Origin of the sequence: Arthrobacter sp. Rue61a (genome assembly GCF_000294695.2) — a bacterium.
GTDB classification, from domain to species: domain Bacteria; phylum Actinomycetota; class Actinomycetes; order Actinomycetales; family Micrococcaceae; genus Arthrobacter; species Arthrobacter aurescens_A.
Genome location: NC_018531.1, coordinates 734,527 through 747,748 on the forward strand (window position 1 = coordinate 734,527; position 13,222 = coordinate 747,748).

A 13,222-nucleotide genomic window follows, 5' to 3' on the forward strand; every position below is an offset into this window, starting at 1 on the left:
GGAAGTCCTTTGGTTCTCGTGGGGTCCGCCGTCCAGTCTACAAAGAGCTGCCGACGCGGGTGTCGGGACCCGCTAGAGGACGATGCCCGAGAAAGCCAGTGCCTGCCGCACGAGGTTCCCGCGGCCGCCGTCGAATTCCTGCTGCACGTTGTCGCTGAGCACCTCTTGGGGCGTCATCCACGTGAGTTCCAAGGCGTCCTGGCGGGGGTCGCATTCGCCGGTCACAGGAATGATGTAAGCCAGCGAAACGGCGTGCTGGCGGTCGTCCGTGAAACCTGTCTGGGAGGGAGCCGGGAAGTATTCGGCCACCGTGAAGGGAACAGGGCTGATGGGCAACTGCGGGAAAGCCAAGGGGCCGAGGTCCTTCTCCATGTGCCGCAGGAGGGCCGCGCGGATGGTCTCGCGGTAGAGGACGCGGCCGGAGACGAGGTAGCGGACCATGTTTCCGTCGGCGTCGCCCTGGAGGAGGGTGCCGACTTCGTTCACATACCCGAGCGGGTCCAGCCTGACCGGAACAGCCTCCACATAGACCATGGGGAGTCGGCCGCGGGCTTCGAAGAGGTCTTCATCTGAAAGCCAGCCTGGATACGGGTCGGGTGTACGTACGCTCATGGTTAAGTTCTACCGCATCCCCAGCCGAACTTCCTTGGCTGCGTCGCCGTGGCTGCGGGGTTACGCTCTCGGCTGTATTACGGGCGGGAACCGGTAAGTTTCCCTATGGTTATCGACGCCGGGGCCGCGCCTCTCACGGCGTCCGGGTTGGCGACGTACAGGACGTCCTCATCGATCCTGGCCTCAATGTCTGCATCTTTTACACGGGACAGCAGTGGTTCCAGATCGCCGTCGTACTCGAACGCGAGGTCCCCGTTAGTGGCATCCGCGCCGTGAATGATGCGAAGGGTTCCGCCGTTCTTGGTGGTGAACGTGGCTGATTCGTCGTCCTCCGTGCGCGGCCGGGCGCCGATGTTCCGGAGGTCGTTGGCCGCCAAGCCCACAAAGGGACTGACCCAGGTGGCTACCACGGTGAGCGCGGAATCGGCCTCACTTGAAGTGGCCCACGTGCCATCCATGGCACGCCGCGCGGGGAATGCGAAGAACTCGAAACCGTCCTCCGTGGAGATACGCACAGTGGCTCCGTCGGGAGTTTGGTGGAGCTCTGCCTGCGTGCCGGCTTCCTCGGTGCGGCGTGCGAACTCCTCTAGGTTTCCTGCTTCGACCCCAAAGATCGTGGATCCGTCCAATGGATGGCCATGGTCCACGGAGCCCACCGCAACGCGACCCGAACCGGCGTCGTATTCGCGCCAGGCGTCGTCGTCAACGGTCTTCACCAAACCCAGAGCCTGAAGGAGCGCGTCCCACTGCTCGGGGTGGGACGTGTAATGAGTGGGGCGGGCTCGCAACATCGGTCCTCCTGGGATTGTCAGGGCTTCTGCGTTTCAGCCTATGCCGTATCTGCCGTTCCCAGCAGAATGAGTCCATGCCCATTGAGCTTGAAGAACTTCTTGTCCGAGACGGCGCCGCGTGGCGTGCTTGGCTTTCGGAGCATGCCGCAGACAGTCCCGGCGTGTGGCTGATCCTGCACAAGAAGGGCGGCAACGTCACGGAGTTGGACTACGACGCCGCGTTGGACGAGGCCCTGTGCTTTGGCTGGATCGACGGCCAAGCGAAAAGCCGCGACGACCAAAGCTATTTCCAGCGGATGACACCCCGCGGCCGCAAGAGCATCTGGTCAGTGCGGAATGTGGGGCACATTGCCCGTCTGGAGTCCGAGGGCAGGATGACCGACGCCGGACGTGCCGCCGTCGAGGCCGCCAAAGCTGACGGACGCTGGGAAGCGGCCTACGCCGGGCCAGCGGACTCCGTGGTCCCGGACGACCTCGCGGCAGCCATCGCCGCAGTCCCGGAAGCTCAGGCAATGTTCGACGTCCTGACATCACAGAACCGGTTCGCCCTTATTCACCGCACCAACGGGGTTAAGCGCGCAGACACCCGTGCGCGCAAGATCGCCGGTTTCGTGGAGATGCTTGCCCGCCACGAAACGCCGTACCCGCAGAAGAAACGGCCGACGTAATGCACCAGGCCGGTCAGGTTTCGGACGGAAACGCCACGCCTTCGCCCACCACGCGCAGACACAATTCAGTGCCGGGCTTGGTGATCGAAGCGTTCCAATGCCTGATGGTGATGATCTCCCCGCCGCCAGGGTAGCGGTGACTGTTGCCCGACGCGCCGCCGTCCGGGGCCGTGTACTCACCCAGCTTGATACGAACAGTGGTTTCCGGCCCGAAGTAATCCGTGTCCACCACCACTCCGCGGATAGGCCCATCGGAGGCAATGCGGATTTGCTCCGGCCGCAGCATCAGCTGCACCCTTCCCTGCGCCGGCGGGCGGCGGACCGGAATTCCGCCCAGCGAGCACGTGGCCAGGGAGCCTTCCATCCACGCCTCAAGAATCACGGCGTCGCCAAGGAATTCAGCCGTGGCGCGATCAGCCGGACGGGTGTAAACCACAAAGGGGTTGCCTATCTGGGCCAGCTTGCCGCCGCGCATGATGGCCACCTGGTCAGCGAAGGAGAGCGCTTCGGCTTGATCGTGGGTCACGAGGATGGTGGTCACACCGGCAGCACTGAGCACCTTGGCTACGGCCCTGCGGGTGGCTACCCGAAGTCCGGCGTCGAGCGCTGAAAAAGGTTCGTCAAGGAGCATGAGCTCAGGTTCCCGGGCCAACGCCCGGGCCAAAGCGACCCGCTGCTGCTGACCGCCGGACAATTGGTGCGGCCGGCGCTTGGCCATGGACGCATCCAAGGACACCATCTCAAGCAGTTCCTGCACCCGCGACCTCACGGCGCCGCGACCGCCGTCGAGCTTTCCTGAATCCAAGCCGAACGCGACGTTCTGTCCCACCGTCAAGTGCGGAAACAAGGCGCCGTCTTGGGCAACGTACCCTACCTGCCGTTTGTGCGCGGGCACCCACTCGCCTTCTCCGGCCACCCGGGAACCGTTCAGGCTGATGGAACCTGTGTCCGGATGCTCAAAGCCCGCGATCAACCTCAACAGCGTGGTCTTGCCTGAACCGGAAGGGCCCACGATCGCAGTGGTCCCGCCCTTGGCGACGGAGAGGTTCACGCCCTTCAGCACGGCCTGGGAGCCAAAGTTCTTGGTGACCTCCCGGATATCCAGGTGCGCATTCGTGGTGGGAGCCACCGATGGGGCTACCCGCGGCGCAGGAAGCCTGGAAGGGGATTGTTCGGTCACTGTCCGGCTACTTTCTTGGACTGTTGGAAGAGAAGGTATGTCATGGGGGCTGACAGCAGGATCATCAGCAACGCGTAAGGTGCGGCGCCGGCGTAGTCGATCTCGCTGCTCTTGCTCCAAAATTCAGTGGCCAACGTGCGCGTACCGTTGGGCGAGAGGAGCAAAGTGGCCGTCAACTCGTTGACTATGGCCAGGAACACCAACGCAGCACCGCCGGCAGCGGCCGGGGCAGTGAGCCGCAACGTCACCTTGAAGAAGGACTCCAAAGGGGTCTTGCCCAAGGACTGCGCGGCCTCATCGAGTTCTTTGGGGGCTTGTGCCAAGCCAGCACGGATGTTCACCAAGGCCCTCGGAAGGAACAGCAGGACGTACGCCGCTATCAGGACCCCCGCGGTCTGATAAACCCCGGGGACCACCCGGATGCTGACGGTGACGAACGCCAGGCCCACCACGATTCCGGGCAGCGAACTGGTGACGTAATTGGACAGTTCCAACATCTTGCTGAACCAGCTCGGGTGCCTTACAGCCAGGTAAGCCATGGGGAATGCCACCACCGTGGTGACCAGTGCCCCCGCTGCCCCGTACATGAGGGTTTGCGAGAGCGCCGGGATTAAGTCTTCAGCCGCCCATACGTCCGAACCGCCCGCCATCACCCACTTCAGCACAAACCAGAGCGGCAACCCGAAGGCCAGGACAGTGAGGGCCAGCAGTGCAAGCTGAGCAGGCCATTGGTAGGCCCCCAGAGGCACGCGGATAGCCTTCGCCTGCGCGCCGGAGCCGATCCGGGCGTAGCGGGCAGTGCCCCGACTTTTGACTTCGGCCAGCAGCAGCAGCAAGCACAGGAGCACCAAGACGCTCGCCAGCATGTTCCCTGCAGTGCCGTTGAAGGTGGACTGGAATTGGACCATGATCGCCGTGGTGAACGTATCAAAGCGGATCATCGCGAAAGCACCGTACTCAGCCAACAGATGCAGGGCCACCAGCAGGGCGCCACCGGTCATGGCGATGCGCAGTTGCGGCAGGACAACGCGGAAAAACACGGCCCAGGAACCCAGGCCCAACGATGCCGCGGACTGCTCGATGGCGGGGTCCAACCGGCCAAGCGTCGCCGCGGCAGGGATGTACACCAACGGGAAGTAGGACAACGTGGCGATCAGCACACCGGACCAGAGCCCCTCCAAGGAAGGAACGGCGGACACCCAGGAGTAGCTGTTGACGAACGCCGGGATAGCCAAAGGCGCGGCCAACAGCACCGCCCACCAGCGGTGTCCGCGGAGCCTGGTTCGTTCCACCAGCCAGGCACCGCCCACTCCGAGCCCCAGGCATAGCGGCACTGTGAAGACCATCAGCAACACCGTGTTCAGCAGGAGTTCGCCCACACGGGGACGCACGATCAGATCGACTGCGGTGTCCCAGCCGGTCACTGCTGTCATGTACAGCACGTAGCCCAGCGGAATCAGGGAAAACAGCGCTATCAGCACCGCCAGCAAGGACACCGTGGAAACGCCGAAAGGCGGGCGGGGGCGCTTGCCCCGGCCCGCCGTCGTCGTGCTTCCCTCTGAACGTGGAACGTTGGGAGCCGATAGATCAGTGGTCACAGAATTACAGGAGTCCTGCCTTGGTCATCAGATCGGTGACCTTGGTGGAGTTCAGCTTGGCGGGATCCACCGTGGGTGCCTGCAGGTCCTTGATGGGAACAAGCTTTTCATTGGCATCAACCTCTGAGGCGATGGCGTACTCAAAGGAGGTTCCGGTCTTGAGGATCTCCTGGCCGGCCTTGCCCGTGATGAACTTCAGGAACGCCTGGGCGTCGGCTGCCTTCTTGGACGACTTGAGGACGCCGCCACCGGATACGGACACGAACGCGCCCGGGTCCTGGTTCTTGAAGTAGTACGGTGTGACGTTCTTGGAGTTCTCGCCGGTCTTGGCCTGATCGCCATAGTAGTAGTAGTGGTAGATCAGTGCTGCGTCCACTTCGCCGGCGTTGACGGCTTTCATGGCGGTGCTGTTGCCCTTGTAAGCCTTGAAGTTTTCCTTCATGCCCTTGAGCCATTCTTCGGTTGCGGCCTCACCCTTGAGCTCAAGCAGGGCCGAGACGATCGCTTGGAAGTCGGCGCCGGAGGGGGAAGCGGCCCACTTTCCCTTCCACTCGGGCTTTGCCAGATCCAGCATGGACTTGGGCAGCTGGTCATCGCTGATCTTGTTCTTGTCGTACACCAGGACGGTGGAGCGCGCGGCAATACCAGTCCATTTGCCGGTGGACGGGCGGAACTCGGCCGGAACCTGGTCGACGGTGGCTTTGTCGACGTCGGCGAACAGGCCCGCATTCTCCACCTGCGCCATTGCAGGGGAGTTCTCGGTGAGGAAGACGTCTGCCGGTGAAGCAGCGCCTTCCTGCACAATCTGGTTGGACATCTCGGTGTCCGAGCCCTGGCGCAGGGTGACCTTGATGCCGGTCTCCTTGGTGAAGGCGTCGATCCATTCCTTGGTCAGGCTCTCGTGCTGAGCGTTGTAGACCGTGATGCCATCGCCGGCAGCCGCGGATTCGGAGGAACCCGGTGCAGTGGTGGTGTTGGAACCGCAGGCGGAAAGGCCAAGAGTGGCAGTGGCGAGGAGCGCGATTCCGGCCAGAGCGTTTTTGGGGAGCTTCATGGGGGGCTACTTTCTGGATACAAGCACGGCAGTCCAAGAACTGTGGCTTGGGTCCGTGCTGGCGGGTAGGTTGGGGAGCCCGCTGAGGAAAGCGTAGGTTAGGCATACCTTTGTTTGAAGATGAAACGGCAATAAGTGACGAGGATCACTAGAAGTATTGCGTGTCTTAATTGCTTGGAATGCTCGCGGCGGCTTCCAGTGCCATCCAGGCTTGAAGCTGCGTGGAAAGCTCGACGGCGGCCCCCACCGGATACGTTTCGCTCGCCGGTCGCTGGGGGTCGAATGAGAAGACGATGGCAGGAGTTCCGCGGCGGGACGTGGCCTGGTTCTGGTTCTCGCGGCGGCCGGTCCACAAGGCATCGGCCGTGCTGCGCACCAAGGACGTGGCCGTCTCTCGCGTTGTCGCCGGGAGTCTGGCGTCCCTGGCAGCCAGCGCGAGGTAGCGGAGCAGGATGCCGGTAAAGAGGCCGCCATCTCCTGTGCCGTCACCGCGGACCACCTGCGTGCCGGGAAGCGTCAGTTCGCGTTCCACGGCGTCCACAAGCAGGGCGGCTCTGCGCAGATTGTCCTCACCGCCCAGTTCCAGCAGCGCACCCAGGACCGGGCCCTGGTTGTAGGTGTAGATGGCCGCATCCAGCTCTGTTTTGCCGTTGCTGATTCGCAAACCATCCAAGTACACGCCGCGTTCCGGGTGGAGGAGTTTGTTGTTGAGCCAGGTCACCAGTGATTGCGCGCGCTCTTGGTGGCCTGTCCGCGCATAATAGAGGGCCACGGGGGCAGTAGCGGGTGTGTTCTTGAAGTCGCGCTTGGTGCTCCAAAAGGTGCCGCCACCAAGGTGGTCGGTAGAGGCCGAATCGAACTGCAGCGTCAGGCTCTTTTGGACGTACGCGTTGCGCCGGCGACCAGGCTTCTTGGTCTCCTCCGCCAGCTTCTCCAAGCGCAGCGTGGCGAGGGCCAGCCACGCCATATCGTCGTAGTAGTCGTTCACGAAACGCAGCAGATTCCGCAACCGGATAGTGGTGACCAGCCGTGAAGCGAGCCGGCCGGCGCTAGGGCGGGAGGCGCCGTCGAACTTTGTTTTGCTCGCGAGTTCACGGCGGCCGGCGTCCACCAGGCAATCGACGTAGTGCGCTTGCCACCAATAGTGCCAAGGGCCGGAGATGCTCTTGAGGGTGTTGCTGGGCAGACTCACCGCGCCGATGTGGGTACCTGGCAGGAAGAGCAGTCGCCTACCGAAGCTTCGGGTCACTGAGCGGGCCGCCTGATTGGCGCGCGACGCCCATTCGGTGGCGTCTGTGGAGGGGGCCGGCTTCCCGGTCGGCTCGATCTGGCTGGACATGTCATTAGCCTAGCGGGGTCGGGGAATTGGCCTATCGAAGCCGGTAGTGTGCGCTGGACCACAATTCCAGTTAACATGCATTAACGGATTTGGGTCTGCATCAAGGAGGATGAATGGACATCAAGGGCACAGTCGCGCTGGTTACCGGCGGGGCATCAGGGCTGGGGGCGGCTACCGCCAAGCGCTTGTTCGACGCCGGGGCCTCGGTGGTGCTGGTGGATCTGCCACAATCTGCCGGGGACGCCTATGCCGCCGAGCTGAATGCGGCAGGTTCCGGTGAGGCACGCGCGGTCTTTGCTCCCGCGGACGTCACCAACGAGTCCCAGGTCCAGGCCGCCGTCCACGCCGCCATGGCTTTGGGGCCACTGCGCATCGTGGTCAATTGCGCCGGAATCGCGACCCCCGGGAAAGTTCTGGGCCGCGAAGGCGTACTGCCGCTGGAGACCTTCAACAAGGTCATACAGATCAACCTCGTGGGCACCTTCAACGTCATCCGCTTGGCCGCAGCAGCCATGGCGGAAACCGAGCCTGTCTCAACGGAACTGGGCGGGCCCGAACGCGGCGTCATCATCAACACCGCGTCCGTGGCTGCCTTCGAAGGCCAGATCGGCCAGCCTGCCTACGCCGCATCCAAAGGTGCGGTGGCGGCCATGACACTCCCCTTGGCGCGGGAGTTTGCCCGTTCACTGATCCGGGTGGCCACCATTGCACCCGGCATCTTTGAAACGCCCATGATGGCCGGACTTCCCCAGTCAGCCCAGGACTCCCTTGGCCAGCAGGTCCCGCATCCAGCACGCCTTGGCCGCGCCGCGGAATATGCAAACCTGGCGGCCCACATCGTGGAAAACGCCATGCTCAACGGGGAAACCATCCGACTCGATGGCGCCATCCGTATGGGGCTCAAATGATGGGCGACTACAGCGGCTCTCCGGGATTTCCCTCTGGTTCCGTTCCGTCCGGGCCCGTTCCGGCTGGGTCCGTTGGGTCCGTTCCGCCGTCCGTGGCTGACCTTCCTACGGCTGACTTCTTCGACTTCGAATCGCTGCTCAGCGTTCAGGAACAGCGGAAACTCAACGAACTCCGGGCATTCCTTGCCTCCGAGATCGCCCCGCACGCCGGGCAATGGTGGGAGAAGGCAGAGTTCCCGGAACACATTCTCCCCAAGCTTGCTGCCCTCCGGCTCAGTGCGCCGGCACAGCGTGGGTATACACACCTGTTTGCCGGACTGGTGATCGCAGAGATGACACGCGTTGATACTTCCATCGCAACGTTCTTCATGGTCCACCACGATCTCTTCGTGGAGTCCCTCTACGACTTCGGCAGCGACGTCCAACAGGACCGCTACCTCGACGACGCCTCCAATCTCCGCACCACCGGAGCCTTCGCGCTCACAGAACCCAACCACGGATCGGACGTCGCCGGCGGGATGGAGACCACTGCCGCCGTGTTGAGCGGGCAGATTCCGACGGCGGCGATTACTGGGTGATCAACGGTGCCAAACGCTGGATTGGAAACGGGACGTTCTGCGACTACATGTTGGTGTGGGCCAAGGACGAAAAAGACGGCGCAGTGCGTGCCTTCATCGTTGACGCATCCCTGCCGGGCATCACCCGCAGCCGCATCGAGAACAAGATAGCCCTGCGGACGGTGCAGAACGCCGACATCGTCTTTGCTGACGTCGAGGTAGCTGAGGCAGATCGCTTCGCCGGCATCAGCAGTTTCGCCGACACCAACCACCTACTCCGTGGATCACGCATCATGGTCGCCTGGCAGGCAGTGGGTCAACAACTGGCAGCCTTCGACGTCGCCCGGCAGTACGCCGTCGAGCGCATGCAGTTCGGCAAGCCACTGGCCAAATTCCAGCTCATCCAGCAACACCTGGTGGACATGCTCGGAAACGCGGTGGCCAGCATGGGGATGATGGTTCGGATAGCGCAACTGCAGGAGGACATTTTCACGGACGCCCAGGGGGTCCGTCACGGAGGCGCCGACATGGCACAGGTGGCGCTCGCCAAGGCCTACTGCAGCGCAAGGATGCGGGAAACTGTGGCGTTGGGCCGGTCAATCCTGGGCGGGAACGGAATCGTCACCGATTACCGCATCGCTAAAATCTTCGCCGACGCCGAGGCCATCTATACGTACGAAGGCTCCTACGAAATCAACTCGCTGATCGTTGGCCGCGCCGTAACGGGGGTTTCAGCCATCACCTAGACCGCCCTGGCTGTACGGTCCGGGTGCTAGCCCTGCGGAAGTTTCTCTCCGGCCTCCACCCGCACGTCGACTGAATTGCCCCGAACAGGCATGGGGCAGGTGCCATAGGGAGTGAAGGCACTGGGGTAGTTGATGGCACGGTTGAAATCGATCACCACGGACCCGTCGGGGCGAGGCCTGGGGATGAACACCTTCCGCCATTCATCCGTGGTGTCACCGTTGGTCTCATCGTGGAAAGTGACGTTAAGCGCGCCCAGCTTCTCCTCTTCCGCGTGCAGCCGGATTTCGTGGGGAACGCCCGGTGCCCGGAACACCACCTCGCCCACGGACCTGTGGACACCGTCCACCAAGGGGTTGGCCGTGCCGATGGGTACGTCCATGGGCTCAGCGTAAGGTTCGAACCGGCCCTCGATAACCCAAGCAGGGCTGTACGCATAGGTGGGGACACCCTCGAACCCAGTCAACACGGGGGAGCTGTTGTCGCGGGTGCGAACCGCGTACTTGTCCGCACGCATGGCAAGTTCCACCACAACTTGCTTGCCGTCGTCGCCTCCAAACTGCACCCACATCAGCGACTCTTCGTCCTGCAGTGTCGCCGTAATGGTCCCCTCAACAACCTGTCCTGTCTCCACCAAGGTGAGCCCGTCCGCGGCGCTCGCCGTGAGGAAAGCCGTGGTGCCATCAGTGGACCAGAGGCCCGGAACAAGTTCAACCTTGGACGGTTGAGCCTCAAGCCACTGGAAGGACGTGAGCGTCAACCAGCCGTGCTCGGTGGCCAGGGCCGCATTTCGACCGGCACGGAACCGTTCCCAACGGGCGAGTTGGGGATCGATTGTGGTGGTGGGCGAGCTCATGGTTCTCCTCGGCTGTGTTCACGTCAGATCTCGGTGTTGCACTTGGCTCAACTATGCGCTGGACGCCGTAATTCCCCGAATCCCGGAAACCTCACGGGGTGTTCAGTGGTACGGCTCGCGCTGGCCCTTCAACACATGCCAGCGCGAGCCGGGTTTGACGGACGGCACGAGCAGGCAGGCGCTGGGTGCCTTGCCAGCGAATGCCGGTTGGTAGTGAGTGTTCGCGCTGTGCGGTTCGTGACGCTGTCGCGCAGCTTTGCCTATTGCCTTTCGCAGGAAGAATCCCGTGGCGCCGTTGTGGTGGTGGCAGGCGCCGCCGACGGAAGCGGATAGAACTTGGTGCGAGCGGGGCTGAGGGCGCCATCACCCAGGGCTTCCACAGCGATCTTGCACTCGATGACCCGGGATATGTTGCTCTCGCTGAGGGGGAAAAGGACATGGATGGCCGAGTTTTGGTACATAGCCATTGCTCCGGTTCCATCCAGCTGGCCATTGACGGCTTCTCCGATACGTGCCAGCAGCGTCCAGGAGTGGTTCAAACTGTTGCGGGGGCCGGCCATCGAGATGATGGCCAGAACCACCGTCCCGGGCCGTTCGGATCCAAATGTTGAGATCTCGTGGAGACGACGCCGGAAATGGGCCTGGGTAGCCAACCCCGTGTAGACATCCGTACACGAAACCGGGGGCGCCGTTTCCATGGCTTCCGCCCACCCTTCTGCCAGGGACTGCAGAGCTTCGACGTCCACATTCTTCCCTGCGGCAGCGAAGAGAGCACGGAAGTCAGCCATGGTCTCAGTGATGCCGACACCATTCCTGGCACGGGCAGCGCCAAGCGACTTGGCTGTGGGCCCTGGGATCACCGCGCTCTTCGCGAGGGAAGCCACCACAGTCCCAACTTCCGGCAGGAACCAATCCGCACGAAACCGCCAACCTGCCTGATAGCTGGTGTCCTGCCATTTTCGCAGCAAAGGGTGCCGCGAGAACGTGCAATCTGCGAGTGATTTTCTCCGGAACGATGTCATATCCGAACAGTGCATAGCAGCGTTGTTTCGTGACGAAGATGCTCCGGGATCGCCTGTCAAAGAAGTCTTTTGGCGTCTTGGTTCAACACATTGTATAAACCGCGTCACGACTTGCTGTCTGCCCTCACTCCATAAATATGGGCAGGATTACTCACAGTTTCGGGATGCCATAAATGGCGCACGGGGCACATACGGGCCGCAACGTAAACATGGAGGGTGAAGTTGACAGCGATCAACACCTCATTGAGCTGGTGAGAGGCGGAGACATATCTGCCTTCGACGGACTCTATAAACGTCACCTGTCCATTGCGTCCTCCATTGCCAAACGGAATGTCGACAATCCGAGCGACGCCGAGGATGTTGTGGCTGAGGCTTTTCAATCCGTTCTGCAAAGCATCGTAGGGGGAAAGGGACCGCGTGCCTTCTTCAGGGCGTACCTGCTGTCCATAGTCACCCGGCTATCCCATCAACGCAATCGAAAATCAAACAAAATCCTGCTCAGCGGTGATGATCCTGTTTTGGACGAAGCACTGGTCGAATCAGACGCCGTCATCAGCGCTTTCGAGTCACGCACAGTGGCCAAGGCGTTCCGCGCCTTGCCGGAACGGTGGCAGGCTGTTCTCTGGTACATGGACGTCGAACGCATGAAACCCGCAGCCGTGGCACCGATTCTTGGGGTGACCCCCAACGCCGTTTCTGCACTCGCTGTCCGTGCGCGTGAGGGCCTACGACGCCAATACCTCCAAAGTCATCTCGCGAACCAGACGGGCAGGTGCGCCGAATTCGCGTCCAAGCTTGGCAGCTTCCTCAGGGGTGGGCTACCCAGCGCTACTGAACGCATGGTTCGCAATCACCTGGATAGCTGTTCCACATGTACGGCCGCGCTTACGGAACTCGAAGACGTTCAGGGAAGCATGCGGGCGGTACTGCTGCCGCTGGTGACGGGAATCCCCTTGGCTATGTGGGCGGGTAAAGGCGCTGCGCTCGGTTTCCTTAGCGGGATGGTCCCGGCCAAAGTGGCCCTCGCAGTCCCTGCTTTGGCGCAGCCAGCCGTTATGGCTCTCTTTGCAGCGGCAGGGGTTGGCCTGATGCTGGGGGCGGGGGGATTAGCTGAGGGACTGGCTCCGGAGATATTTGCGGAACAGCAGACAGTTGAGACATCCGCAGCGCGAATCGAAAGCGACTTAAGGCTGGCCTCCCCGTCGCCAAGTCAGACCGAGGCTCCGGACCCAGCACCGTCGGCACAGACTCAGCCGCTGCCTGCCGCACCCGTGCCGCCCCCCGTTGAGCCTCTTCCCGCGCCGTCCCCGGAGCCGGTTGAGCCTCTTCCCGTGCCGGCCCCGGAGCCGGTTGAGCCTCTTCCCGTGCCGGCCCCGGCAGAGTCCTTGCCGTCGCCGCCGAAGGCGTTGCCTCAGCCGATAGCTACGACTCCTGCCCCCGTTTCGCCGCCAGCAAAGCCCCCCGCGCCGGCCGCTCCTACCGGTTCGTCAGCGGCCGTCCCGGCAAAGGTCTCGGGCACCGTGCGGGAGATCCGTGAGAGAAGTAGCTCCAGCGGTACCGCCATGGAAATCGACTTCAATGCCTCCGGCACCGGCCCCTTGGGCAGCGGCAAGGTTGTGTTTTCGGTAGGAAGGCATGCGCGCATTGTGGAGAGCTCACTGCGTGCGCCCGACGGGTGGGAGTGTTCCATGGAGGGGCAGTCCGTCGTCATGTGCCTCACGGAATCGGTGCAGCGAGGCAGCCTCCACTTTCATGTGACCGCGGAATCCGTACGCTCCAGGGACGGCGGCGTCTTCAACTATTCCTTGAGTGGGAAAGGTCTTGTCCAAGGCGACTTCGCGTACCGGTACTGAGCCCAATTCGTGGCAGGGTCTGCGTCACGATCCTGCTGCC

11 protein-coding genes and 1 pseudogene are annotated in these 13,222 nt (G+C 62.6%); 4 read left to right on the forward strand and 8 right to left on the reverse strand.

Features of this window, described 5'->3' with window-relative positions; genetic code table 11:
• Positions 1–72: 72 nt before the first annotated feature.
• On the reverse strand, positions 73–612 hold the full coding sequence (locus ARUE_RS03550) for an NUDIX hydrolase family protein (protein ID WP_011773488.1): 540 nt from the start codon (positions 610–612) through the stop codon (positions 73–75).
• 77 nt (positions 613–689) lie between these two features.
• Positions 690–1,403: a hypothetical protein gene (locus tag ARUE_RS03555; protein ID WP_014920749.1), complete on the reverse strand. Its 714-nt coding sequence runs from the start codon at positions 1,401–1,403 to the stop codon at positions 690–692.
• A 74-nt stretch (positions 1,404–1,477) separates the two neighbouring features.
• Here ARUE_RS03555 and ARUE_RS03560 point away from each other — a divergent pair, with 74 nt between their 5' ends.
• Positions 1,478–2,071 carry a YdeI/OmpD-associated family protein gene (locus tag ARUE_RS03560; RefSeq protein WP_011773499.1) on the forward strand — a complete coding sequence of 198 codons (594 nt, stop codon included), beginning with the start codon at positions 1,478–1,480 and terminating at the stop codon, positions 2,069–2,071.
• A 13-nt stretch (positions 2,072–2,084) separates the two neighbouring features.
• Here ARUE_RS03560 and ARUE_RS03565 read toward each other — a convergent pair whose 3' ends face one another.
• From ARUE_RS03565 to ARUE_RS03580, 4 genes are all read right to left on the reverse strand, one after another.
• Positions 2,085–3,251 (reverse strand): ABC transporter ATP-binding protein, encoded by a 1,167-nt coding sequence (locus ARUE_RS03565; RefSeq protein WP_187329918.1) that lies wholly within the window; start codon positions 3,249–3,251, stop codon positions 2,085–2,087.
• Entirely contained in the window at positions 3,248–4,849 is a 1,602-nt protein-coding gene (locus tag ARUE_RS03570) for an ABC transporter permease (protein ID WP_014920750.1), read from the reverse strand. The genes ARUE_RS03565 and ARUE_RS03570 overlap by 4 nt, the downstream gene beginning before the upstream one ends.
• Before the next feature lie 4 nt (positions 4,850–4,853).
• Entirely contained in the window at positions 4,854–5,903 is a 1,050-nt protein-coding gene (locus ARUE_RS03575; protein WP_014920751.1) for an iron ABC transporter substrate-binding protein, read from the reverse strand.
• A 166-nt stretch (positions 5,904–6,069) separates the two neighbouring features.
• Positions 6,070–7,242, reverse strand: a complete 1,173-nt coding sequence (locus ARUE_RS03580; RefSeq protein WP_014920752.1) for a glycoside hydrolase family 76 protein — start codon at positions 7,240–7,242, stop codon at positions 6,070–6,072.
• A 113-nt stretch (positions 7,243–7,355) separates the two neighbouring features.
• On the opposite strand from ARUE_RS03580, the gene ARUE_RS03585 reads away from it, so the two are divergent.
• Positions 7,356–8,150 (forward strand): SDR family NAD(P)-dependent oxidoreductase, encoded by a 795-nt coding sequence (locus ARUE_RS03585; RefSeq protein ID WP_014920753.1) that lies wholly within the window; start codon positions 7,356–7,358, stop codon positions 8,148–8,150.
• A pseudogene (locus tag ARUE_RS03590) lies at positions 8,147–9,453 on the forward strand (acyl-CoA dehydrogenase family protein). The gene ARUE_RS03585 and the pseudogene ARUE_RS03590 overlap by 4 nt, the downstream one beginning before the upstream one ends.
• 26 nt (positions 9,454–9,479) lie before the next feature.
• On the opposite strand, the gene ARUE_RS03595 reads toward ARUE_RS03590, so the two are convergent.
• Together ARUE_RS03595 and ARUE_RS03600 are read right to left on the reverse strand one after the other, a co-directional pair.
• Positions 9,480–10,307, reverse strand: coding sequence for a DUF1684 domain-containing protein (locus tag ARUE_RS03595; RefSeq protein WP_014920754.1), 828 nt, complete (start codon positions 10,305–10,307; stop codon positions 9,480–9,482).
• A 260-nt stretch (positions 10,308–10,567) separates the two neighbouring features.
• On the reverse strand, positions 10,568–11,191 hold the full coding sequence (locus ARUE_RS03600; protein WP_143711601.1) for a hypothetical protein: 624 nt from the start codon (positions 11,189–11,191) through the stop codon (positions 10,568–10,570).
• Between the two features lie 347 nt (positions 11,192–11,538).
• Here ARUE_RS03600 and ARUE_RS03605 point away from each other — a divergent pair, with 347 nt between their 5' ends.
• Positions 11,539–13,182, forward strand: coding sequence for a sigma-70 family RNA polymerase sigma factor (locus ARUE_RS03605; protein ID WP_014920756.1), 1,644 nt, complete (start codon positions 11,539–11,541; stop codon positions 13,180–13,182).
• The last annotated feature ends 40 nt before the right edge of the window (positions 13,183–13,222 follow it).